The organism is Mangrovibrevibacter kandeliae (assembly GCF_024519155.1).
In the GTDB taxonomy this organism is placed as follows: Bacteria; Pseudomonadota; Alphaproteobacteria; order Rhizobiales; family Rhizobiaceae; genus Mangrovibrevibacter; species Mangrovibrevibacter kandeliae.
The window spans coordinates 601,609-624,376 of sequence record NZ_JANIFJ010000002.1; the positions used below are offsets into that span (position 1 = coordinate 601,609).

Below are 22,768 nucleotides of genomic sequence, written 5' to 3' on the forward strand. Positions count from 1 at the left end.
CGCCGCGCGAAGGACACCGATGGCCGTCGCCCTCGATCAACCGGACACAATCGATGCCGCGTCTCCCGCGCCCGCCCGCCGCCGGCGCGGCAGAGCCGAGGCCGTGCCGTACCTGCAGGCAACGCCGCTGTTCCTGATCCTCGGCGTCTTCCTGCTCGTGCCGATCGTGATGATCGCCGTCGTCTCCTTCTGGGACTACGACTTCGCGCAGATGTATCCGGGTTTCGTCACCTTCAACTACACCGAGACGCTCGGCTCCTGGGTGACCTGGAAGACCTACCTCAACACCTTGAAATATGCGGCCATCGTCTGGGCGCTGACGCTGACGATCGGCTTCACCGTCGCCTACTTCCTCGCCTTCCACGTCCGCTCGACGGCGATGCAGATGGTGCTCTTCCTCGTCTGCACGGTGCCGTTCCTGACCTCCAACATCATCCGGATGATCTCCTGGATCCCGGTGCTCGGCCGCAACGGGCTCGTCAACTCGGCGCTGGTCGGCTCCGGCCTCGTCGCGCGGCCGGTCGAGTGGCTGCTCTATTCGGACTTCGCCGTCGTGCTGGCGATGGTGCACCTCTACACGCTGTTCATGGTGACGCCGATCTTCAACACGCTGATGCGCATCGACCGCGCGCTGATCGAGGCGGCGCGGGACGCGGGGGCGAGCGGGCGGCAGATCCTGTGGAACGTCATCCTGCCGCTCGCCAAGCCAGGGATGGCGATCGGGACCATCTTCGTCGTCACGCTGGTGATGGCCGACTTCTCGACGGTGCAGGTGATGTCGGGCGGCCAGAGCGCCTCGGTCGCGCTGATGATGAAAAACCAGATGTCGCTGCTGCAATACCCGGCGGCGGCGGCCAACGCGGTGGTGCTCCTCGTCCTCGTGCTGCTTCTCGTCGCGGCGATCCTGCGCGTCGTCGACATCCGCAAGGAGCTCTGAGCCGTGCATCACGAGAAGCGCACCTTCGAGTTCTACGCCCTCGCCGCCTTCTTCGCGCTGTTCGTGCTGTTCCTCTACGGCCCGCTCTCGGCGATCCTGATCCTGTCCTTCCAGGGGCCGGACGGCGGACTGACCTTCCCGCTGAACGGCGTCTCGACGCACTGGTTCGCCAACCTCTTCGAGCGCCAGGCGGTCGGCGACTTCGGCGGCTCGTTCCGCCGCTCCTTCACGCTCGGGCTGCTGGTGATGGCGACGACGGTCACCGTCTCGCTGCTCGCCGGGCTCGCCTTCCGCCGCCGCTTCCGTGGCGGCACGGCGCTCTTCTACCTTTCGATCGCCAGCCTCGTCGTGCCCTCGATCATCGTCAGCCTCGGCATCGGCGTCCTGTTCAGCCAGCTCGGCCTGCAGCCCACCTGGTTCACCTCGGCCTTCGGCGCGCACCTGACCTGGACGCTGCCCTTCGGGGTGCTCATCATGTTCGCCGTCTTCAACCGCTTCTCGCCGGTCTACGAGGAGGCGGCGCGCGATCTCGGCGCAACGTCCTGGCAGACCTTTGCGCATGTCGTCCTGCCGATCATCCTGCCGAGCCTGATCGGCGTCGGCCTGTTCGGCTTCACGCTGTCCTATGACGAGTTCGCGCGCACGCTGTTGACCGCCGGCACCTTCAACACGCTGCCGCTCGAGATCTACGGCATGACCACCAACGTCACGACGCCGGTGCTCTACGCGCTCGGCACGGTCACCACGCTGTTCTCCTTCCTGGTGATCCTCGCCACGCTCGGCATCATCCTCGGCCTTGCCCGCCGGCGCGGGCGGGCTGCGGCGTGAAGCTCCTCGTCGTCAATCCGAACACGACAGCCTCGATGACGGCGACCATCGCGGCTGCGGCGCGCGCCGTGGCTGATGGGGAGACCGAAGTCGTCGCGGTCACCTCGGCGATGGGGCCAGCCTCGATCGAGGGCTACTACGACGAGGCCTTCGCCGTCCCGGGCCTGATCCGGGCGATCCGCGACGGCGAGGCGGCGGGGGCGGACGCGGCCGTCATCGCCTGCTTCGACGACACCGGTCTGGACGCGGCACGCGCGGCAGTCGCGATCCCCGTCCTCGGCCTTTGCGAGGCCGGCCTTTCGCTTGCCGCGATGCTCGCGCCGCGCATCGGCATCGTCACGACGCTCGCCCGCTCGCGGGTGCCGCTCGAGCATCTGGTGCAGCGCTACGGGATGGCGGGACGCGCTTTCGTGCGCGCCGCCGACATCCCCGTCCTGTCGCTGGAGGATCCGACGTCGGGCGCGAAGGCGAAGCTCACGGCCGAGATCGAACGGGCGCTGGAGGAGGACGGCGCAGAGGCGATCCTCCTCGGCTGCGCCGGCATGGCCGACCTCGCTGCAGAGCTGTCCGAGACGTTCGGCGTGCCCGTGGTGGACGGTGTAGGCGCGGCCGTGAAGCAGGCCGAGGCGCTGGTCGCGCTTGGCCTCAGGACCTCGAAGCACCGCACCTACGCCGCGCCCCTCGCCAAGCCCTATGCGGGGCTCATGGCCGAGTTCGAGCCGCGGTAGGCGGCCGCACTGCCGTCCTGCGTGCCAGATCGCGCGGAGAACGCGGCACCCTCATCCTGAGGTGGCCGGCAGGGCCCTCGACGGGCGAGGGCGCCCCGATTTCAGCCGCCCGAGCCCGTTCCAGCGGCGCGTTGAAGCTCGCACCTTGGGGTGAGGGTGCAAGGCGAAAGCGGATCCGATCAGGCCGCCTCGAGCTCCTCGAGCACCACGTTTTCGTTGGTGTAGATGCAGATCTCCGCTGCGATCTTCATCGCCCGGCGGGCGATCGCCTCCGCGTTGAGGTCGGTGTCGGCAAGGGCCTTCGCTGCTGCGAGCGCATAGTTGCCGCCCGAGCCGATCGCCATGACGCCGGCCTCCGGCTCCAGGACGTCGCCATTGCCGGTCAGCGTGAGCGTGACCTTGCTGTCGGCGACGATCATCATCGCCTCGAGCCGGCGCAGGTAGCGGTCGGTGCGCCAGTCCTTGGCGAGCTCGACGCAGGCGCGCATCAACTGGTCGGGGTACTGCTCGAGCTTGCCCTCCAGCCGCTCCAGGAGGGTGAAGGCGTCGGCCGTGGCGCCCGCGAAGCCGGCGATGACGGCGCCGCCCTTGCCGATGCGCCGCACCTTGCGGGCATTGCCCTTCATCACCGTGTTGCCGAGGGAGACCTGGCCGTCGCCGGCGATCACCACTTTGCCGCCCTTGCGCACGGTGACGATCGTGGTGCCGTACATCGTGGCGGGGTCGTGCTGTTCGAAACTCATCGTCGATCCTTTCATCCGGCCGGCCGATCCTTCCAGGAAGCGATCCGTGGCCGCCGATCCGCCGCTCATGTGGGCGCGGGGCGCGGCTTTGCCAAGCGCGGCGGCGCGGCGGCCCCCGCTTCCCTCACTCGCTTCCCCTCGGGCGCGGGGGAGTGATAGAGACGGGGAAAGCAACGGGACGGGCATCATGGGCGAGACGGCCGGGCGGCGCGACGCCACCATCGAGCGGCAGACGAAGGAAACCGCGATCCGCGTGCACGTCGATCTCGACGGCACCGGGCGCGGAACGATCGCGACCGGCATCGGCTTCTTCGACCACATGCTCGACCAGCTCGCCCGCCACTCGCTGATCGACATGGCGATCGAGGCGAAGGGCGACCTGCACATCGACGACCACCACACGGTGGAGGACACCGGTATCGCGCTCGGCCAGGCGGTTCGCATGGCGCTCGGCGAGCGGCGCGGCATCCAGCGCTATGCCTCGCTCGACCTCGCCATGGACGAGTGCCTGACGCGGGCGGCGATCGACGTTTCGGGCCGGCCGTTCCTGGTGTTCAAGGCCGAGTTCTCCCGGCACAAGATCGGCGGCTTCGACACCGAGCTTGTGCGCGAGTTTTTCCAGGCCTTCGCGCAGAATGCCGGGCTGACCCTGCACATCCAGAACCTCTACGGCGACAACGCGCATCACGTGGCGGAGACCTGCTTCAAGGCGGTGGCGCGGGTGCTGGGGCAGGCGATCGAGATCGATCCGCGCCAGGTCGAGCTCGTGCCCTCGACCAAGGGCATCCTGGCGTGAGCCGCTGGGTCGTCTTCGAGCCGCCGAGCGCGGCGGGCGATGATGCCGGTCTCGCCCGCGCAACCGTGCCGGCGGACGGCGAGCGGACGGCCTTTCTGCGCGATGGCTGGACGACCTGGGCCTTCCTGTTTCCCTATCTCTGGCCGTTCCGCTTCGGACTCTGGCTGACCGGCGTGCTGGCCGTGGTGGCGGCGGTCGCAATCGCGATCCTCGCCCGCCAGCCGGGCTTCGAGCTCGCGGCCTCCGGCCTGTCGATCCTGCTCGGCATCCTGATGGCGCTCGAGGGGCCGGGCCGGCGGGCCGTCCGTCGGCGCCGACGCGGCTGGCGCGAAGCGGCGGTGATCGAGGCCCGCAGCCGCGCCGAAGCGGAGAGCATCTACTTCGGGCGGCACGCTAAGGCAGCGCAGGGTCCCGCATCCGCCCACGCCAGACCCACACCTCCTTATGTGACGCCGGCGCTGTGGCTGGCGCCGTGGATCGCGGCACAGGCTCCGGAGGGCGCCTGATGGAGACGGTCGCGATCATCGACTATGGCTCGGGCAATCTGCGCTCGGCGACCAAGGCCTTCGAGCGAGCCGCGCGCGAGAGCGGTGCGGACGCTCAGATCCGCCTGACCGACGATCCCGAGGTCGTGCGACAGGCCGACCGCGTCGTGCTGCCGGGTGTCGGCGCCTATGCCGACTGCCGCCGCGGCCTCGATGCGGTGCCAGGCATGACCGGGGCGCTGCTGGAGGCGGTCGAGCGGGAGGGCAAGCCGTTCTTCGGCATCTGCGTCGGGATGCAGCTGATGGCTTCGCGCGGACTGGAAAAGACCACCACCGCAGGCTTCGGCTGGGTTCCCGGTGACGTCGTTCCGATCGCGCCGGCCGATCCGGCGCTGAAGATCCCGCAGATGGGCTGGAACACGATTCACGTGAAACGCGAGCACCCGCTGTTCGCCGGAATCGAGACGGGCGAGAGCGGGCTGCATGCCTATTTCGTCCACTCCTACCAGTTGGCGGCCGCGGACGAGGCCGACGTGTTGGCGATCGCGGACTATGGCGGTCCGGTCACCGCCGTTGTCGCCAGGGACAACATGATCGGTACGCAGTTCCACCCGGAGAAGAGCCAGACACTGGGGCTGGCGCTGATCGCGAACTTCCTGAGGTGGCGCCCCTGAGACGGCAGAGGCGCGCCTTGGTCGCGCGCGCATGTTCCGGCATGTCTACCCACAGGCTCCGACCGTCCATCCCGGCAGAAGCGGCGGGCCGTCGTGTGCGGAGCCGGGGGACGGTGCGTGCCGACATCGTCGGGCGTCCTGGCTCCCGGAGCCGCACATGATTGAAGGTAGCAGCTGATGATCCTCTTCCCCGCCATCGACCTGAAGGACGGGGCCTGCGTGCGCCTGAAGCTCGGCGACATGGAACAGGCAACCGTCTACAACGCTGACCCGTCAGCCCAGGCGCGGGCCTTCCGCGACATCGGTTTCGGCTGGCTGCACGTCGTGGATCTCAACGGCGCCTTCGCGGGGAAATCCCTGAACGGCGCGGCGGTGGATGCGATCCTCGCTGCCGTCGGCGACGACGTGAGTGTGCAGCTCGGCGGCGGCATCCGCACGATGGGCGACATCGAAGCCTGGCTCGACAAGGGCCTGGCGCGGGTGATCCTGGGTACGGTGGCGGTGCGCGATCCGGAGCTGGTGCGGGAGGCGGCGCGCCGCTTTCCCGGCCGAATTGCGGTCGGCATCGATGCCAAGGGCGGACGCGTGGCAGTCGAAGGCTGGGCGGAGAGGTCCGAGCTGACGGCCGTCGACCTGGCACAACGGTTCGAGGATGCCGGGGTCGCAGCGATCATCTATACCGACATCGATCGGGACGGAGTGCTGGCCGGCATCAACTGGGATGCCACCATCGCCCTGGCCGAAGCCGTAACGATCCCCATCATCGCGTCGGGCGGACTGGCCTCGATGGCTGACATCGAGCGGCTCATGCAGCCGACGGCGGCAAGGCTGGAAGGCGCGATCTCCGGTCGGGCGCTCTATGACGGGCGGATTGATCCGGCGCAGGCTCTGGCGCTGCTCGCCGGAGGCCGTTTCACGTGAGTCCGGCGGCACCGGTGTCGACCGCTCTTTGATCGTTTGGCGACCCGCTCTCACGGCGTAAATGAAGAGGCCGCTGGGCGGCCTCTTCGATCGCTGACGGATCAGCTGCTGTGCGTCATCGTCGAGATCATCTCGCGGTGCTGTTTCAGCGTCGGCAGCGTCTTCTGGGCGAAGTTGCGGACGGGGCCGTCCTTGCCGCCGTCGCCATAGGACTGGAACAGCGCGATCGTCTTGTCGTGCCCGTTGCGCTGCATGCGCCAGTAGGCCTGATCGAACTTCTTGCCGGAGAGGCCCTGCAGACGCGTCAACATCTTCTGGTGGGCGTTGTCGAGCTTGGCCGGCACCTCGACCTTGTCGTTCGCCTGCTTCACCGCCTGCTTCAGCCCGTCGCCGGCCTTGCTGTGGTCGTCGACCATGTGCTGCGCGAACTTCTTGACGTCGGAGCTCTGGCTCTTGTCGAGCGCCAGCTTGCTCGACTGGATCTCGAACATGTTCGACTGGGCGGCGCGGTTGACGAAGGACTTCTCCGTCGGGGCCTTCATCATCTTGTTGTCCGACGACATCGCGGTGGACGAAGACATCGTCCCGCTGGTCATGCCGGAGGTGCCGCTGCTGCTCTGGCTCATCGCCGGCGCGTTCGGCTTCGGCGCCATCGTCCCCGTCGAGCCCGACTGCGCGAAGGCGAGCGGGGCGGACAGAGCAACGGCCATGGAAGTCAGTAGGATCTGACGTTTCATATCGTGTCTCCCGTGATTGTGCCGCGTTGCGGCTTCGAGAGGCTAATGAGGCCCGCAGAGCGACGTTCCGTTAAGGTTTCATTAGGAGGGAGAACGCCGCCTCCGGTGGCGTGCGGATGCCGGAATCACAGAGCTCTCACGCCCGGTGTGTCGCATCGTCGCGCCGTGCCGTCGGCAGCCGTTCGTGGCGGGGGCGGACGGCGCCTGCGGGGTATCGCGAGCGCCAGCGGCGGCGAAGGTCGTGGATCGGGTCGGCCGACTTCGGCACTGCACCGGCGCAGGCATGCGCGGTGTGGAAGTCCGTCTTCGGCCGCGGAGACGGCGGTCCGAACGACTGCGTCGCGCTCACGCCCTCCCCGTCGCCGAGAGTCCCTCTCTGGCGATGATGATGGCGCGCAGCACGACGAGAGACCGCCGCCGCCGCCACCTCATCCTCACGCTGCCGCGTGCGCTCGTGCCGTCGCGGGGCGTGCCGAGCGTCGCCTCTGGCGGCACGCGGCCGCCACGCCTTCGGCGGCCGGACGGGGTCAAAGGGTCTGTCGAACTTCGTCTCGACGGTCTCGATCTCACCATCCGGCTTGCCGAGCTCCACCGCCCTGTTGCATAAGGCCCGCCAGTCCTCTTCGGCGAGTGCCTGTCCAATGAGCCTGAAGGCCCGCGTCATTCCCTGCCTCGACGTCAAGGACGGCCGCGTGGTCAAGGGCGTCAATTTCGAGGGCCTGGTCGACGCCGGCGATCCGGTCGAGGCGGCGAAGGCCTACGACGCGGCCGGCGCCGATGAGCTCTGCTTCCTCGACATCACCGCGTCGTCCGACAACCGGGACACGATCTTCGACGTCGTCGCGCGCACCGCCGAACACTGCTTCATGCCGCTGACGGTGGGCGGCGGTGTGCGCCAGGTCGCCGACTTCCGCAAGCTCCTCCTCGCCGGTGCCGACAAGGTGTCGGTCAACACGGCTGCGGTGAACCGGCCGGAGCTCGTCGCGGAGGCGGCCGACAAGTTCGGCAACCAATGCGTGGTCGTTGCCATCGATGCCAAACGCGTTTCGGCGACGGACGAGGCACCGCGCTGGGAAATCTTCACCCATGGCGGGCGCACGGCGACGGGCCTCGATGCCGTCGCCTTCGCGCAGAAGGTGGTGGGGCTGGGCGCGGGCGAGATCCTGCTCACCTCGATGGACCGCGACGGCACCAAGTCCGGCTTCGACATCGAACTCACCCGGGCGGTCGCCGACGCCGTATCGGCGCCGGTCATCGCATCCGGCGGGGTCGGAACCCTCGACCATCTGGTGTCGGGCATTCGCGACGGGCATGCGACGGCGGTCCTCGCCGCCTCGATCTTCCATTTCGGCACCTATACGATCGCCGAAGCCAAGGCTCACATGGCGGAGGCCGGCCTTGCGATGCGGCGCGACCCCGCCGACCTCGCGCCACCGGCCCGCTGATCGTCAGGACGTATCCAGATGACCGACTTCACCCTCGCCGACCTCGAGACCATCGTCGCGGCTCGTGCCGGGTCCGAGGACCCCGAGAGCTACACGGCGAAGCTCGCCCGCAAGGGCGTGCCGACCGTCGCCCGGAAGCTCGGCGAGGAGGCGGTCGAAGTCGTCATCGCCGCTCTGGCGGAAGACGAGCGGGCGCTCGCGGGCGAGGCGGCGGACCTGCTCTATCACCTCGTCGTCCTTCTTCACCTGAAGAAGGTGCCCCTTTCGGCCGTCATGGCCGAGCTTGGCCGCCGAACGGCCCAGACCGGCCTCCAGGAGAAGGCCGCACGGCCGGCGGCGGACTGAGAATGGACCAGCTGATTCCGTCCAAGTTCTCGCCCTACCGCTTCTTCTCGGCTGCCGAATGGGGTGAGTTTCGCGCCGGCCAGCCGCTCACCCTCACCGGCGACGAGGTTCGGCGGCTGCGTTCGATCGGCGATCCGGTGGATCTGGAGGAGGTCGGGCGCATCTATCTGGCCGTCTCGCGCCTTCTCTCCGCACACGTGGAAAGCTCGCAACTCCTGTTCGGCCAACGCCAGCGCTTCCTCGGTGCGCCCGATGCGGTGAAGACGCCCTTCATCATCGGCATCGCCGGCTCGGTCGCCGTCGGCAAGTCGACGACCGCGCGAATCCTGAAAGAGCTTCTCGGCCGCTGGCCGTCGTCGCCCAGGGTCGCCCTCGTCACCACCGACGGCTTCCTGTTTCCGAACGCCGTGCTGAAGGCCGAGGGCCGAATGCAGCGCAAGGGCTTCCCCGAGAGCTACGACGTCGCGGCGATCCTGCGCTTCCTCTCCGACATCAAGGCCGGCCTGCCGCGCGTCGAGGCGCCGGTCTATTCGCACATCGTCTACGACGTGATCCCCGGCGAGCGCATCGCCATCGATCGGCCGGACATCCTCATCTTCGAAGGGCTCAACGTCCTGCAGGTGCAGGAGATGCCGCGCGACGGCAATGCCATCCCGTTCGTCTCGGACTTCTTCGACTTCTCGATCTTCATCGACGCCGACGAGACCGACATCCGCCGCTGGTACCTCGAGCGCTTCATGAAGCTGCGCGAGACCGCCTTCCGCGACACCGCCTCCTTCTTCCACCGCTACGCCACCGTCGGCGACGCGGAGGCGATTGAGGTCGCCGAGATCCTGTGGCGCGACATCAACGCGCGGAACCTGCACGAGAACATTCTGCCCACCCGCCCGCGCGCCGACCTGATCCTGCGCAAGGGCTCCGATCACCTCATCGAGCAGGTGGCGCTTCGCAAGCTGTGAGACCGACGCGGCCCTCCCGCGACCGGTTTGGCAGGATCGAGCGGCATTGTACCGCAACCGGCACCACGCGGCCGGAACCGACGAACGCCGCGTCTGACCAGTTGTGTGCGGTGCAAAACGCGAGCTTACTGCGATTTAACACCGCCCGCGACGCGACCGGCGTAAAGCCTTCCGACCGTTGCCTGCACGCGCGGTCTCGGTCAGCTCGTAAGCCGGTGCCCGCGCATGTTCCTGTCCTTCTTCCCCAAGCCACGGCTCTTCGGAATCTCGCTCGTCCTGTGGACCATCCTCGCCGTCGCGCTGTGGTATGGGCTGGGCGAGCGTCTCGGCGCGGCGCTCGGCTTCCCGCCACTGCCGCCAGGGCTCGAGCCCGATCTCGGCATCGCCCTGTTCTGGTCGCCGCCCTTCCTGTGGTTCTACATCTACTACGCGGCTTTCACGGCAGTGTTCTACGTGGCCTGGCATCTGGCGGCGCCGCATGTCTGGGACCGCTGGTCGATCCTCGGCTCGGCGCTGATCCTCTTCACCATCTACTTCCAGGTGCAGGTGAGCGTGGCGGTGAACGCCTGGTACGGGCCGTTCTACGACCTGATTCAGGCGGCGCTCTCGAAGACGCAGGCCGTGACGGCAGAAGAGCTCTACCGGCAGATGGGCACCTTCGCCGGCCTCGCGCTCGTCGGCGTCACGCTCAGCGTGCTCACCAACTTCTTCGTCAGCCACTACATCTTCCGCTGGCGCACGGCGATGAACGACTACTACATGTCCTATTGGCCGAAGCTGCGCGGCATCGAGGGCGCCTCGCAGCGCGTGCAGGAGGACACGATGCGGTTCTCCACGACGACGGAGGACCTCGGCACCAGCCTCGTCCAGTCGGTGATGACGCTGATCGCCTTCCTGCCGGTCCTTCTCGTCCTGTCGACCCACGTCACACGGCTTCCCCTCCTCGGCGAGATTCCGTACGCGCTGGTGGTCGCCGCGCTGCTCTGGGCCGCCTTCGGCACGACGCTTCTCGCACTCGTCGGCATCAAGCTGCCGGGTCTGGAGTTCCGCAACCAGCGGGTCGAGGCGGCCTATCGCAAGGAACTCGTCTACGGCGAGGACGATCCAGCCCGCGCACGGCCGCCCACGGTCGCCGAGCTGTTCGGCCATGTGCGGCACAACTACTTCCGCCTCTACTTCCACTACATGTATTTCAACGTCGCGCGCTACGCCTACCTGCAGACCGACGCGATCTTCCCGATGCTCGTGCTGGCGCCGACCATCGCGGCCGGAACGATCACCTTCGGCATCATGACGCAGATCCTCAATGCCTTCGGCGAGGTCCGCAATTCGTTTCAGTACCTCGTGAACTCCTGGACGACGATCGTCGAGCTGCTGTCGATCTACAAGCGCCTGCGGGGTTTCGAGGCCCGCATCCACGACGACCCGCTTCCAGAGCTCGACGCCGCCTATCTCGCCGGCGGCGAGCCGGCGCAATGAGGTGGGCGTGGCGCCTTCCGCGGCGCCGCGGCGCCCTGTTGACGCCTCGCGCTCCTGCGCCACCTCATCAGCGCCAAAGTGTCGTTCGTAAGCTGTACTTGTTTTTTACCACGCCATCGTGCGGGCAATGTTCGCGCTCGTGGCGATCGCGTAAGGAACGCTGCTCCGATGGGCCGCGACTGGTCCGTCGATTTCGTATCGAGTGAGGATCATGTCCGCGATCAACCGCCGCGACTTTCTCTACGCTCTCTCCGCCCTCGGCGTCGTCGCGACGACGGGCGACGCGCTCGCCGGGTTGCCCGGCCTCACCTTCGGCGACGCCAGACCCTACGGGTTCGACGCTCTGGTCGAGCGCGCCAAGGCGATGGCTGCCCAACCCTACGACAACGCGCCGCCGCGTGCCGCAGACATCCTTGAGGAAATCGACTACGACGCGCACTGGAAGATCCAGTATCGGCCGCGCGACACGCTGGAGCTGAACGGCGGCAAGGCGCCGATCCGGTTCTTTCACCTCGGCCGCTACTTCAAGATGCCGGTGAAGGTGCACGTCATCGACGGCAACACGTCCCGCGAGGTGCTCTACAGCCCGGACCTCTTCCGGATGCCGATCGACAGCGTGGCGCGTCAGCTGCCGCGCGACATCGGCTTTGCCGGGTTCCGAGTACTCGATGCGGACAACACGGGCCGCGACTGGCTCGCCTTCCTCGGCGCCGCCTATTTCCGCACCGCGGGAGAGCTGGGACAGTACGGCCTGTCGGCGCGGGCGCTCGCCATCGATGTCGCGATGCCGACGCCGGAGGAGTTTCCGCGCTTCACCGAGTTCTTCCTCGGCCCCTCGGACACCGGCGGCCAGTTGGCGATCACCTGCCTCCTCGACAGTCCCCGCATGACCGGCGTGTTCCGCATGGACGTCACCAAGGACGGGCCGATCGTCATGGAGATCGCGTCCCGGTTCTTCGCGCGCGACGACATCGCCCGGGTGGGCCTGGCGCCGCTCACCTCGATGTACTGGTACTCGGAGACCGATCGCAGCCGCCGCGTCGACTGGCGCCCGGAGGTGCACGATTCGGATGGCTTGTCGATCTGGGCCGCCACCGGCGAGCGCATCTGGCGGCCGCTGAACGATCCGGAGCGGGTGATCACCTCGAGCTTCTCCGGGGGCACGCCGAAGGGCTTCGGCCTCCTGCAGCGCGACCGCAACTTCGACGAATACGAGGACGACTCGGTCTATTACGACCGCCGGTCGGGGGCCTGGATCGAGCCGAAGGGCGACTGGGGCACCGGCGCCGTGCAGCTGGTCGAGATCCCGACCGACGACGAGATCCATGACAACATCGTCGCCTACTGGGTGGCCGACAAGCCGGTGAAGAAGGGCGACGCCCTGTCGCTCGACTACACGCTGACGTGGTCGACCAACCCGCCGCATCCGACCGACATCGGCCTCGTGGTGGCGACGCGGCTGGGACGCGGGGGCAATCCCGGCCAGCCCCGACCCTCGGGCGTCACCAAGATCGTCGTCGACTTCGATGGCGGTCTCGTCGCCGGCCTCGATCGCGAGGCGCAGGACGTGAAGGCCATCGTCACCAGCTCGCGCGGCACGGTGTCGAACGTCAACTGCTACTCGGTCAAGGTGGGGACGGCCTGGCGGGCCAGCTTCGACATCAAGGTCGACGGCACAGACCCGGTCGATGTCAGGCTCTACATGGAGGCGGACGGCGAGCCGGTCAGCGAGACCTGGCTGTACCAGTTCCTGCCGCTGTCCGACAAAGCGCGCGGCAGCTGAGCCGAAGGCGTCTGGCGCCTCGATCTCGAACCGCATGCCCTCCGGCAGAGCGGTTCGAGGATCGCCGCCACCGCTCTAGCTGAGATAGCCGAGCTGGGCGGCGACGGCGACCGCATGCGTGCGGTTCACCGCGTTCACCTTGCGCGCCGCCGAGTTCATGTATTGCGACACGGTGTGCTCGGAGAGGCTGAGGATCTTGCCGATCTCGTGCGAGGTCTTGCCGAGCATGGCGAGACGCAGGCATTCGCGTTCGCGCTTCGACAGCGGGTTGTTGCGCCGGTTCTCCTCGAAGCGGCAGGCGGTGAAGGCGCCGAACACCGCGAGCGCCGCGGGATAGAGATCGTCGACCGCCTCCTCCTCGAGAATGTCGCGCGCGCCGGCGAAGGCGACGACGCCTTCCACGGACGAAAAACCCTGCACCGGATAGTAGACGCCCGCCTGGAAGCCGTTCTCGTTGAGGAAGTCGATGGCCGGATCGCCGCTCGAAGCCCCGAACAGCATCTCCAGGTCCCAGTTCAGCGGGGCGGGATCGGACTCCAGCGCCCGCACCACCGGGCTGTAGCGCAGCAGCCCGTGCTTCTCGCAGGTCTTGGCGAAGCGCGGCTGCCAGTTCGACAGCACGAGCTTCAGCTGGTTCCTGTCCTCGGCATAGGGCGCCAGGATGAAGATCGCGTAGTGCGGCAGGCCGTAGGCCTCCGCGAGCCTCTGCAGGAGGACGTGAACGTCCGCCTCCTTCAGGTTCGGCCGCAGCCCGGCAAGGGCGGCGAGGGCCGGAGAGGTGGACCGTCCGCCTCCCGTTTCGGCCGCGGGCACGCTGACCTCACGGACTGGAAAAGGCGCAACATTGGGCCCGTTGTCCGTCCTCGATGACATGCCGCATCGTCCTCCGGGTCGCCTTGCCGATTGGCCGACCGCCTCGCTTCGTTCCGCCGAATCGCTCTGGCGATGATACCGCAAATGCCGGTCATTCCTACCGGGCCAATCCGCCGCGGCGAAACCGGTACGCCATCCGACAGTGCGCCCGCGGCCCGGCCCACTGGCACATCGCCCGTCCGTCCACCATCTACGGCCGAGGCGCTGCATCCGCGCAAGGCCATCCCCGGCGCTTCGGGCCAGGGCAGAAGATCGAAAGCACCATGACAGATTTCTCACCCCGCGAGATCGTTTCCGAGCTCGACCGTCACATCATCGGCCAGAAGGACGCCAAGCGCGCGGTCGCCGTCGCGCTGCGCAACCGCTGGCGCCGCCAGCAGCTGGAGGGCGGCCTGCGCGAGGAGGTGATGCCGAAGAACATCCTGATGATCGGGCCGACCGGCGTCGGCAAGACCGAGATCTCCCGGCGCCTGGCCAAGCTCGCCGGCGCGCCCTTCATCAAGGTCGAGGCGACCAAGTTCACCGAGGTCGGCTATGTCGGCCGTGACGTCGAGCAGATCGTGCGCGACCTCGTTGAGGTCGGCATCGGCCTGACCCGCGAGAAGAAGCGCGAGGCGGTGAAGGCGAAGGCGCATCAGGGTGCCGAGGACCGCGTGCTCGACGCGCTGGTCGGCAAGACGGCCTCGCCGGCGACGCGAGACTCGTTTCGCAAGAAGCTGCGGTCGGGCGAGCTCGACGACAAGGAAATCGACATCGAAGTCGCCGACACCGCCAATCCGATGGGCGGCATGGAGATTCCCGGCATGCCCGGCGCCAACATCGGCGTCCTCAACATCTCCGAGATGTTCGGCAAGGCGATGAACCGCACCAAGCAGCGCCGCACCACCGTGCGGGAATCCTATGACCTCCTGATCAACGAGGAGTCCGACAAGCTGCTCGATCAGGAGCAGGTCGTCGCGGAGGCGATCCGGGTGGCGGAGAACAACGGCATCGTCTTCATCGACGAGATCGACAAGGTGGCCTCGCGTGACGGCTACGGCGCCGGCGTCTCGCGGGAGGGCGTGCAGCGCGACCTCCTGCCGCTCGTCGAGGGTACGACGGTCGCGACCAAATACGGGCCGGTGAAGACGGACCACATCCTGTTCATCGCCTCCGGCGCCTTCCATGTGGCCAAGCCCTCCGATCTCCTGCCGGAGCTGCAGGGCCGCCTGCCGATCCGCGTCGAGCTGCGGGCGCTGACCAAGGAGGACTTCCGCCGCATCCTGACCGAGACGGAGGCGAGCCTCATCAAGCAGTACGTTGCGCTGATGGCGACCGAGAGCGTGACGCTCGACTTCACCGACGACGCGATCGATGCGCTCGCGGACACGGCGGTGAACCTCAACGCCTCGATCGAGAACATCGGTGCGCGGCGGCTGCAGACCGTGATGGAGCGCGTGCTCGACGACATCTCGTTCGAGGCGCCGGACAAGGGCGGCGAGACCTACACAATCGATGCGGCCTATGTGCACAAGGCACTGGACGGCATCGCCGGCAACACGGACCTGTCGCGCTTCATCCTCTGAGGCGCCAACGTCGACGCGCGGGGCGCGGCCCATCCCGCGCCTCCTGCCGGATCGTGTCGTGAGGACTGTCGACGCCGCCGCCGCCGGTCACTCGCCGGCTGCGGGAGGGTGCGGCCATTCGGTCCGTTCGGCGCGCGACCTCGTCGGTGCCGGCCAGAGCCAAGCCGAAGCCAGGTGAAGCGTCGGCCCCGTGCGGACGCTGGCAGACCTGCCGGCGCTGCTAGGCAGGTCGGCGCAGCCCGAAAGCCGCGGCACGCGCAAAGGCGGAGACGGCACCTGAACCGTCATCCCTCAGCGGTCTCGCTCGCTGCTTCACGTGCAGGCAGGCGCTGTGCTGTGACCAGCCGCGCCGGGCCGTCGCTGTCGCCCAGTCGCTTCTTCGGCGAAGGGATGGCGCCCTATCGGCAGATCGCGCTTGCGCTTCGGTGCAGGCAACACTTCAGAGCAAGCGGCGAAGGCACGTTGATCGCGATGGCCTCTCGAGCTTCGAAATGCGGGCTCGCCGAGCTTGCGCCCGTGAGGCAGCATTTCCGTGCCCGGTACAGCCGTTCGCGAGCCGCCCTTATCCGTGACGGCGGATGGCCGCGTCGATGAGCGTGTTGGCGATGGTCATGCGGGTGTTGGCGATAGCGCGCAGCCGCTGCGGCACGCGGTCCGGGTGATTCTCGGCAGCGAAGCGTCGGCGCAGCCGGGTCAGCTCCACGACAGGCATCGCATCTATTGATCCGAGCTCGAGAGCAATCTCGCGCGGATCGGTGCTCGGGACCGTCTCCTCCTCGTCGGAGACGAACGAGCGATGCTCATGATAGGCGCGTGCGGCGGCTTCCGTGGCCGCACCGCCGGACACGGCACCGATACCGCTGAGCGTGCGCCAGAAGCTCGCCGGCGAGCCCGCACGCCCGTAGTCGGACGAAGCGGCACCCGCCGCCATCGCCACGCTGTCGAGCACGTCCTCGAACCGGACGTCGTTGCCGCTACGCCACGCCACCTGTCGCCTCGTCGATAAAGCCGCACCACAGTGACCGCATCCGGTGAAGCCTCCGTAAAGGAAGCGCGGCAGACGATCGCATCCCTCACAAATCCTGAACCGTCACATCGGTTCCACGGAACCCTGCGCGATGCCGGACGTCTTCCGCCTGAGCAGCCAGGGAGACGGTGATGAAAGCCAAGACCGAGAGCGACAAGCGCGACGACCGGACGACGCCGATGAAGGCGCAGGACGAGCACAAGGCGACGACGCATCCGGAGATCCGCAAGGAGATGGAGACGGGCCCGCAGCACAAGGGCGACACGCCCGACGCGTGACACAGGCCAGCCTTCGCCGTCGCCTGAAGCCGACGGAGCGTGCTTACAGCCAAAGGCCCGCGGCGAGGGTTCGCCGCGGGCCTTCGTGTTGATCAGACGGTCGTCAGACCGGTTCTGTCTTACTCGTCGTCGCGGCCGCGCAGCGCCGCGCCGAGGATGTCGCCGAGCGAGGCGCCGGAGTCGGTCGAGCCGTACTGGGCCATCGCCTCCTTCTCCTCGGCGATCTGCAGCGCCTTGACCGACACCGCGATGCGGCGGGCCTTCTTGTCGAACTGCGTGATGCGCGCATCGACCTTCTGGCCGACCGAGAAGCGCTCCGGGCGCTGCTCGTCGCGGTCGCGCGCGAGATCGTTGCGACGGATGAAGGCGGTGAAGTCGGTGTCGACGATCTTCACCTCGATGCCGCCCTCGTTGACCGCGATCACCTCGCAAGTGACGACCGCGCCGCGGCGCAGCTCGCCGCTCTCTGCGGCTTCCACGAAGGCGTCGCCGCCGACCTGCTTGAGGCCGAGCGAGATGCGCTCCTTCTCGACGTCGACGTCCAGCACCTGGGCCTTGAGGAGGTCACCCTTGTTGAACTCCTCGATGACCTGCTCGCCCGGACGGTTCCAGTCGAGGTCGGACAGGTGCACCATGCCGTCCACGTCGCCCTCGAGGCCGATGAACAGGCCGAACTCGGTCTTGTTCTTGACCTCGCCCTCGACGATCGTGCCGATCGGGTGGGCGTCGCGGAAGGCCTCCCACGGGTTCTGCAGGGTCTGCTTCAGGCCGAGCGAGATGCGGCGCTTGACCGGATCGACCTCGAGCACGACGACCTCGACCTCCTGGGAGGTGGAGAGGATCTTGCCCGGATGGACGTTCTTCTTGGTCCAGCTCATCTCCGAGACGTGGATCAGGCCCTCGATGCCCGGCTCCAGCTCCACGAAGGCGCCGTAGTCGGTGATGTTGGTGACGCGGCCGGTGACCTTCACGCCCATCGGATACTTGACGCCGATGCCCTCCCACGGATCCGACTCGAGCTGCTTCATGCCGAGCGAGATGCGGTGGGTTTCCTGGTTGATGCGGATGATCTGCACCTTCACCGTCTGACCGATCTGCAGGATCTCGGTCGGATGGTTGACGCGGCGCCAGGCCATGTCGGTGACGTGCAAGAGGCCGTCGATGCCGCCGAGGTCGACGAACGCACCGTAGTCGGTGATGTTCTTGACGACGCCGTCGACGACCTGACCCTCTTCGAGGTTCTGGACGATCTCCGAGCGCTGCTCGGCCCGGCTCTCCTCGAGGACGGTGCGGCGCGACACGACGATGTTGCCGCGGCGCTTGTCCATCTTCAGAATCTGGAACGGCTGCGGGGTGTTCATCAGCGGGGTGACGTCGCGGATCGGCCGGATGTCGACCTGGCTGCGCGGCAGGAAGGCCACGGCGCCGTCGAGGTCGACCGTGAAGCCGCCCTTGACCTGGTTGAAGATGACGCCTTCGACCTTCTCGTTGGCGTTGAACTTCTCTTCGAGCTTGACCCAGCTCTCCTCGCGGCGCGCCTTGTCGCGCGACAGGACGGCCTCGCCGAGGGCGTTCTCGACGCGCTCGACATAGACCTCGACCGTGTCGCCGACCTGCAGTTCGCCCTCGCGGCCCTTGCCGCTGAATTCCTTGAGCGGCACGCGGCCCTCGACCTTCAGACCGGCGTCAATGACGGCCATGTCCTTTTCGATCGCGACGACCGTGCCTCGCACCACGGCGCCCTCGGCGACGTCGTTCTCGAGGAAGGATGCTTCGAGCATCGCAGCGAAATCATCGCGCGACGGATTGACTTGAGACATACGTTCTCCTTGGAGCCCGCCATCGGCGGGTATGCGCCCGGTTCGTGTTCATCGGCGCTGGCGGGTGGTCCGCCTGCCCGGCTTCACGCGCCGCGACAGGCCACGAGAGCGTCTCCAGCTTCGGGAGAAGTCTCGCTTCGGCGCGGAGGACCGGCCGGCCAGCAGATTTCATGTCGTCCAGCGGAAGGCTGCAGCGGCTCGGCCGCCATGGCAAAAGGGGCGCGCCTCCCTGGAAGCCGCCCCTACATCCGTTCCCGGTCAGATGATGCCTGTTCGATCAAGCCGCAAGCCGCCCGGAATGCGGCCTGTATATCGAGTTCGCTGGTGTCGAGCAAGTGCGCGTCCGGCGCCGGCTTCAGCGGCGAGTCGGCCCGTCCCATGTCGCGCGCGTCGCGGCGCTCGATGTCGGCGAGGACGTCCGCCAGCGTCTCGGGACCACCGGCCGCCGCGATCTCGGCGTGCCGTCGGGCCGCCCGCGCCTGCGGCGAGGCGGTGACGTAGAGCTTCACCGCGGCGTCGCGCAGGACGACCGTGCCGATGTCGCGCCCGTCCAGCACCGCGCCCTCGCCGGACTGCGCGAACCGCCGTTGCGCCTCGACCAGGGCGCGCCGGACCCCCGGCATCACGGCGATCCGCGAGGCGGCTTCGCCGATGACATGGTTCGACAGGACCGCGCGATCGAGCGAACCGAGGTCGACGACCGCTGCCGCGCGCTCGGCCGCGGCGACATCCTCCAGCGCGGCACCCGCGTCGATCAGGGCCTTGGCCACCGCACGATAGGTCAGCCCGGTGTCGAGGTGGCGAAGGCCGTAGGCGGCGGCGATCTGCCGGGCCAGGGTGCCCTTGCCGGAGGCGGCAGGGCCGTCGATGGCGATCGTCAGGGGCCGGCCAGGCTTCTCGAACATCGTCGCGTCTCCCTCATCGAGCGTTGTGGCGGGCGGCCGCTCAGGGTGCGGTCGCGTCGGCCGGATCGGTCGGGGCGGCCGGCACCCGGGGGTAGCCGAGCGCGGCCGCGACCGCGCCCAGGAGGCTTCCCATGACATAGGGAACGGCGACGAAAAAGAAGATCAGCGCGATCTCCCCCAGCTGTCTCCACAGATCGAGCGCCCACAGGATCGTGCCGCTCGCCGCCAGGCGCGGCGGCAGCGCGGCGACGACGGCCGGCCGACCGGCGACGGCCAGCGCGAAACCCACCGCCACCACCGCCGGCAGGATCAGCCGCCGCATCACGGCGCCCGTGACGGAGGACCGGCCCGAAAGGATCGCGCGGCGCAGAACGTGGGCGACGTGGCGGGCATAGACGGCGGCGAGCGGACAGAAGAACAGGAGCGCGAGCGCGGCCGTCACGGCTCAGATCGGGTCCAGCCGGGCACCGAGCGTCTCCATCAGGCCGACGAACTCGGGAAAGCTCGTCGCGATCATCGCCGCATCGTCGACCGCGACCGGCCTCTCGCTGGCCGCGCCGAGCACCAGGAAGCTCATCGCGATGCGGTGATCGAGATGGGTGGCGACGGTGCCGCCGCCGAGGCCGCTGCCGTCGGGACGCCCGGTCACGCGCAGCCAGTCGCGCCCCTCCTCATGGGCGACGCCGTTGGCGGCGAGGCCCGCGGCGACCGCCGCCAGGCGGTCCGACTCCTTGACGCGCAGCTCGTCCAGCCCCTGCATCAGCGTCTCCCCCTCGGCGAAGCTCGCGGCCACCGCGAGCACCGGATACTCGTCGATCATGAAGGGCGCGCGCTCCGGCGGCACGGTCACCCCGCGCAGTGCCGAATGCCGGACCCGGAGGTCGGCGACGCTCTCGCCGCCGGCGTCGCGCTCGGCCAGCGTCTCGATCGAAGCACCCATCTCGAGCAGCGTCTGGATGAGGCCGGTCCGGGTCGGGTTCATCAGGACGTTGCGGATGACGATGTCCGATCCCGGCACGATCAGCGCGGCGACGAGCGGAAAGGCGGCCGAAGACGGATCGCCCGGCACCACCAGATGCTCGACGGCCGTCAGCCGTCCCTGGCCCTCCAGCCTGATGTGCCGGACGCCCGCCGCGTCGGTCTCCACCTCAAGCGTGGCGCCGAAGCCGGCGAGCATCTTCTCGGTGTGGTCGCGCGTCATCACCGGCTCGATCACCGTGGTGACGCCGGGCGCGTTCAGCCCGGCGAGCAGCACGGCCGACTTCACCTGTGCGGACGCCATCGGCACGCGGTATTCGATCGGCGCGGCGACCCGCGGCCCGTGGATCGACAGCGGCAGCCGGTCGCCGGACCGTGCGACGACCTGCACGCCCATCTGGCGCAGCGGGTCGAGGACGCGGCCCATCGGCCGCTTCGACAGCGAGGTGTCGCCGACGAAGGTGGCGCCGAAGTCATACGGTCCGACGAGGCCCATCGTCAGCCGGGCGCCGGTGCCGGCATTGCCGAAGTCGAGCGGCTCGGTGGGCTCCAGCAGGCAGCCGTTGCCGACGCCGTCGACCACCCAGCTCGCGCCGTCGCGGCGGATGCGCGCGCCCATCGCGGTCATCGCCCTGCCGGTCGCGATCACGTCCTCGCCCTCGAGCAGGCCGGTGATGCGGGTGGTGCCGGCGGCGAGGCCGCCGAACAGGAAGGCGCGGTGGGAGATCGACTTGTCGCCGGGCACGGTGACGGTGCCGCTCAGGGCAGGCGCCCGCGCCGAGCGCATCGGTCGGATCGTGCTTGCATGCGCCATCTTCCGTCTCCGTTTTCCGCTTTGCGGGCCGGTCTTGCGGCACTGCCCGCTCCGTTGCCGTCGCCGCCGACGATCCGCATGCGGGCCGGCTCGGACGGCGGCTTGCGTTAGCATGCGTCGGGCGGCTTCGTCACCACGCGTCAAGGGCCGGCGCAACGGCTTTGACAAGGGCCCGGCGAGTGCGTATGGACCAAAAAATCCCAGCGCAGCCTGCGATAGCGGCGACCCGCTGCTCCGCCCGACGCGCGGGGCGCAGGACCGTCTTCCGCGCCGGCGGCAGGCCGCAGGACGCGGCGGCCGTCAGGCCGGCGGGACGGGCGCGGCACCACAGGATTCACGAGGCGACGATGGCCAAACCCGAACTCGGCACCAAGCGCATCTGTCCGGAGACCGGACGCAAGTTTTACGACCTGAACAAGGACCCGGTCGTCTCCCCCTACACCGGCACGAGCTATCCGCGCAGCTTCTTCGAGAACGAGGTCTCGCGACCCGAGCCGGAGGACGAGGAGGAGCAGAACGAGGTCGATCTGGTCGAGGCCTCGGAGTCGCCCGAAACCATCTCCCTCTCGGACGTCGAGGACGAGGAGAAGAGCGGCAAGGACGATGATCTGCCCGATATCGACGATGACAGCGACGATGACGTCGACGACGCCAACGACGACACCTTCCTCGAGGAGGAGGACGAAGGCGACGACGATCTCGCCGACGTCATCGGCGGCGGCCGCGAGGACGACGAGGACTGATCGCGCGCGAGCCGCCGGCAGTTTTGCGGCCGGCTGGCGCATTCGGATCGGGACGTGAAGTTTTGACTTGATCTTGCCCGGCGGCTTCAGTAGAAGCCGCCGTCATGCAGCGAAGGCACCCCAAGCCCTTCGCTCCGAGCCGCCCGAAAGGGCGCTCACGTGGGGCCATAGCTCAGCTGGGAGAGCGCTACAATGGCATTGTAGAGGTCAGCGGTTCGATCCCGCTTGGCTCCACCATTTCCTTTCTCTCGCAGAACCCTCCGCTGAGTCTGCCACCGGGATCGTGCGCATCGGCATGTCCTGCGGATGGGCCAGGCTGGCGGTCGGCAGCCCCCTCGGACGCGCGAGCGTCAGAATTCGCCGTAGGCGTCGCGTGCCGCGTCGGCACTCGACTGGGCCTCCTTTGCGCTCGGCACCAGCACCATCGACGTGAAGGTGACGATCGGCGTGGCGGCCGCCTCCGGCGCCGTGGATGCCTCGCCTGTCGCCGGCGCCTCCGGCCGCCGCCAGGTCGCGCGCCATGTCGCGAGCGAACGGTCGCGTTGCGTCTTTTCGGCGAGATGGTGCTGAAGCTCGAGAGTCATCGAAGAGGGGATCCGGCGAAGTGGTTTCCTCTCTTGTCTGGCTGCGCTTTCAGGATGCGTTCAAATCGGAGAGGCAATTCGACAGATCAAAGAGACTTAGCTTTCACGTGAGTCAGAGGGTGTCGATACTCCGGCGAACAGGGGCAGCGGCTGCGGCGCGTGTCGGCCGGACCGAGGCACGCCGGCGCCCTGCGCTGCAGGGCACCGCCTCGCGAGGCGACGTTGGCCACTTGATCCGAAGCCGTCTATCCTTTTGGCGAAACAGTAATCGTGATCTTCGACTTCCGAGGCGGGCAGCGATACAATCCGCGTCTTGCAAAT

General features: G+C 68.1%; 25 protein-coding genes and 1 tRNA gene. 17 read left to right on the forward strand and 9 right to left on the reverse strand.

Annotated elements, in window-relative coordinates; all coding sequences use genetic code 11:
• Window positions 1–19 precede the first annotated feature (19 nt).
• The 3 genes from NPA30_RS09090 to NPA30_RS09100 are packed head-to-tail and all read left to right on the forward strand — an operon-like array spanning window position 20 to window position 2,493.
• Complete coding sequence (locus NPA30_RS09090) at window positions 20–937, forward strand: ABC transporter permease (RefSeq protein WP_256802308.1); 918 nt, start codon at window positions 20–22, stop codon at window positions 935–937.
• A 3-nt stretch (window positions 938–940) separates the two neighbouring features.
• Window positions 941–1,765 carry an ABC transporter permease gene (locus NPA30_RS09095; RefSeq protein WP_256802309.1) on the forward strand — a complete coding sequence of 275 codons (825 nt, stop codon included), beginning with the start codon at window positions 941–943 and terminating at the stop codon, window positions 1,763–1,765.
• Window positions 1,762–2,493 (forward strand): aspartate/glutamate racemase family protein, encoded by a 732-nt coding sequence (locus tag NPA30_RS09100; RefSeq protein WP_256802310.1) that lies wholly within the window; start codon window positions 1,762–1,764, stop codon window positions 2,491–2,493. Before NPA30_RS09095 ends, NPA30_RS09100 begins: the two co-directional genes overlap by 4 nt.
• 179 nt (window positions 2,494–2,672) lie before the next feature.
• Here the strand turns inward: NPA30_RS09100 and hslV are convergent, their stop codons facing one another.
• Complete coding sequence (hslV, locus tag NPA30_RS09105) at window positions 2,673–3,236, reverse strand: ATP-dependent protease subunit HslV (RefSeq protein ID WP_306228809.1); 564 nt, start codon at window positions 3,234–3,236, stop codon at window positions 2,673–2,675.
• A 187-nt stretch (window positions 3,237–3,423) separates the two neighbouring features.
• Between hslV and hisB the strand changes: the two genes are divergently transcribed.
• The 4 genes from hisB (at window position 3,424) to hisA (ending at window position 6,112) form a co-directional block, all read left to right on the forward strand.
• Window positions 3,424–4,032, forward strand: coding sequence for an imidazoleglycerol-phosphate dehydratase HisB (gene hisB, locus NPA30_RS09110; protein WP_256802311.1), 609 nt, complete (start codon window positions 3,424–3,426; stop codon window positions 4,030–4,032).
• On the forward strand, window positions 4,029–4,538 hold the full coding sequence (locus tag NPA30_RS09115) for a DUF2628 domain-containing protein (RefSeq protein WP_256802312.1): 510 nt from the start codon (window positions 4,029–4,031) through the stop codon (window positions 4,536–4,538). The genes hisB and NPA30_RS09115 overlap by 4 nt, the downstream gene beginning before the upstream one ends.
• Window positions 4,538–5,191: an imidazole glycerol phosphate synthase subunit HisH gene (hisH, locus tag NPA30_RS09120; RefSeq protein WP_256802313.1), complete on the forward strand. Its 654-nt coding sequence runs from the start codon at window positions 4,538–4,540 to the stop codon at window positions 5,189–5,191. The genes NPA30_RS09115 and hisH overlap by 1 nt, the downstream gene beginning before the upstream one ends.
• A 177-nt stretch (window positions 5,192–5,368) precedes the next feature.
• On the forward strand, window positions 5,369–6,112 hold the full coding sequence (gene hisA / locus NPA30_RS09125; protein WP_256802314.1) for a 1-(5-phosphoribosyl)-5-[(5-phosphoribosylamino)methylideneamino]imidazole-4-carboxamide isomerase: 744 nt from the start codon (window positions 5,369–5,371) through the stop codon (window positions 6,110–6,112).
• A 101-nt stretch (window positions 6,113–6,213) separates the two neighbouring features.
• On the opposite strand, the gene NPA30_RS09130 is transcribed toward hisA, so the two are convergent.
• Window positions 6,214–6,603: a DUF4142 domain-containing protein gene (locus NPA30_RS09130; protein WP_256802315.1), complete on the reverse strand. Its 390-nt coding sequence runs from the start codon at window positions 6,601–6,603 to the stop codon at window positions 6,214–6,216.
• On the opposite strand from NPA30_RS09130, the gene NPA30_RS09135 reads away from it, so the two are divergent.
• From NPA30_RS09135 to NPA30_RS09160, 6 genes are all read left to right on the forward strand, one after another.
• Window positions 6,602–6,841, forward strand: coding sequence for a hypothetical protein (locus tag NPA30_RS09135; RefSeq protein WP_256802316.1), 240 nt, complete (start codon window positions 6,602–6,604; stop codon window positions 6,839–6,841). The two genes, NPA30_RS09130 and NPA30_RS09135, sit on opposite strands and share 2 nt — an antisense overlap.
• A gap of 649 nt (window positions 6,842–7,490) precedes the next feature.
• Window positions 7,491–8,294, forward strand: coding sequence for an imidazole glycerol phosphate synthase subunit HisF (gene hisF, locus NPA30_RS09140; RefSeq protein WP_256802317.1), 804 nt, complete (start codon window positions 7,491–7,493; stop codon window positions 8,292–8,294).
• 18 nt (window positions 8,295–8,312) lie between these two features.
• Window positions 8,313–8,639 (forward strand): phosphoribosyl-ATP diphosphatase, encoded by a 327-nt coding sequence (locus NPA30_RS09145; RefSeq protein WP_256802318.1) that lies wholly within the window; start codon window positions 8,313–8,315, stop codon window positions 8,637–8,639.
• Between the two features lie 2 nt (window positions 8,640–8,641).
• Window positions 8,642–9,598 (forward strand): type I pantothenate kinase, encoded by a 957-nt coding sequence (gene coaA / locus NPA30_RS09150; protein ID WP_256802319.1) that lies wholly within the window; start codon window positions 8,642–8,644, stop codon window positions 9,596–9,598.
• Between the two features lie 225 nt (window positions 9,599–9,823).
• Window positions 9,824–11,077, forward strand: a complete 1,254-nt coding sequence (gene sbmA / locus NPA30_RS09155) for a peptide antibiotic transporter SbmA (protein ID WP_256802320.1) — start codon at window positions 9,824–9,826, stop codon at window positions 11,075–11,077.
• Window positions 11,078–11,288: 211 nt separating this feature from the next.
• On the forward strand, window positions 11,289–12,860 hold the full coding sequence (locus NPA30_RS09160; RefSeq protein ID WP_256802321.1) for a glucan biosynthesis protein: 1,572 nt from the start codon (window positions 11,289–11,291) through the stop codon (window positions 12,858–12,860).
• A 75-nt stretch (window positions 12,861–12,935) separates the two neighbouring features.
• On the opposite strand, the gene NPA30_RS09165 is transcribed toward NPA30_RS09160, so the two are convergent.
• On the reverse strand, window positions 12,936–13,673 hold the full coding sequence (locus NPA30_RS09165) for a LuxR C-terminal-related transcriptional regulator (protein WP_256802322.1): 738 nt from the start codon (window positions 13,671–13,673) through the stop codon (window positions 12,936–12,938).
• Between the two features lie 323 nt (window positions 13,674–13,996).
• Between NPA30_RS09165 and hslU the strand changes: the two genes are divergently transcribed.
• Window positions 13,997–15,298 (forward strand): ATP-dependent protease ATPase subunit HslU, encoded by a 1,302-nt coding sequence (gene hslU / locus NPA30_RS09170; RefSeq protein WP_256802323.1) that lies wholly within the window; start codon window positions 13,997–13,999, stop codon window positions 15,296–15,298.
• A 562-nt stretch (window positions 15,299–15,860) separates the two neighbouring features.
• Here the strand turns inward: hslU and NPA30_RS09175 are convergent.
• A complete protein-coding gene (locus tag NPA30_RS09175; protein ID WP_256802324.1) occupies window positions 15,861–16,286 on the reverse strand; it encodes a hypothetical protein in 426 nt (141 codons plus the stop codon).
• 170 nt (window positions 16,287–16,456) lie between these two features.
• Here NPA30_RS09175 and NPA30_RS09180 point away from each other — a divergent pair, with 170 nt between their 5' ends.
• Complete coding sequence (locus NPA30_RS09180) at window positions 16,457–16,603, forward strand: hypothetical protein (RefSeq protein ID WP_256802325.1); 147 nt, start codon at window positions 16,457–16,459, stop codon at window positions 16,601–16,603.
• A gap of 119 nt (window positions 16,604–16,722) precedes the next feature.
• On the opposite strand, the gene rpsA is transcribed toward NPA30_RS09180, so the two are convergent.
• The 4 genes from rpsA to aroA form a co-directional block, all read right to left on the reverse strand.
• Window positions 16,723–18,423 carry a 30S ribosomal protein S1 gene (rpsA, locus tag NPA30_RS09185; protein WP_256802326.1) on the reverse strand — a complete coding sequence of 567 codons (1,701 nt, stop codon included), beginning with the start codon at window positions 18,421–18,423 and terminating at the stop codon, window positions 16,723–16,725.
• A gap of 242 nt (window positions 18,424–18,665) precedes the next feature.
• Window positions 18,666–19,328, reverse strand: coding sequence for a (d)CMP kinase (cmk, locus tag NPA30_RS09190; RefSeq protein WP_256802327.1), 663 nt, complete (start codon window positions 19,326–19,328; stop codon window positions 18,666–18,668).
• A 40-nt stretch (window positions 19,329–19,368) separates the two neighbouring features.
• On the reverse strand, window positions 19,369–19,770 hold the full coding sequence (locus tag NPA30_RS09195; protein ID WP_256802328.1) for a hypothetical protein: 402 nt from the start codon (window positions 19,768–19,770) through the stop codon (window positions 19,369–19,371).
• A 3-nt stretch (window positions 19,771–19,773) separates the two neighbouring features.
• Window positions 19,774–21,120, reverse strand: a complete 1,347-nt coding sequence (aroA, locus tag NPA30_RS09200) for a 3-phosphoshikimate 1-carboxyvinyltransferase (protein WP_256802329.1) — start codon at window positions 21,118–21,120, stop codon at window positions 19,774–19,776.
• 347 nt (window positions 21,121–21,467) lie between these two features.
• On the opposite strand from aroA, the gene NPA30_RS09205 reads away from it, so the two are divergent.
• On the forward strand, window positions 21,468–21,863 hold the full coding sequence (locus NPA30_RS09205) for a TIGR02300 family protein (protein ID WP_256802330.1): 396 nt from the start codon (window positions 21,468–21,470) through the stop codon (window positions 21,861–21,863).
• 161 nt (window positions 21,864–22,024) lie between these two features.
• Window positions 22,025–22,100: transfer RNA gene (locus tag NPA30_RS09210), tRNA-Ala, on the forward strand.
• Between the two features lie 113 nt (window positions 22,101–22,213).
• Here NPA30_RS09210 and NPA30_RS09215 read toward each other — a convergent pair.
• A complete protein-coding gene (locus NPA30_RS09215) occupies window positions 22,214–22,447 on the reverse strand; it encodes a hypothetical protein (protein ID WP_256802331.1) in 234 nt (77 codons plus the stop codon).
• Between the last annotated feature and the right edge of the window lie 321 nt (window positions 22,448–22,768).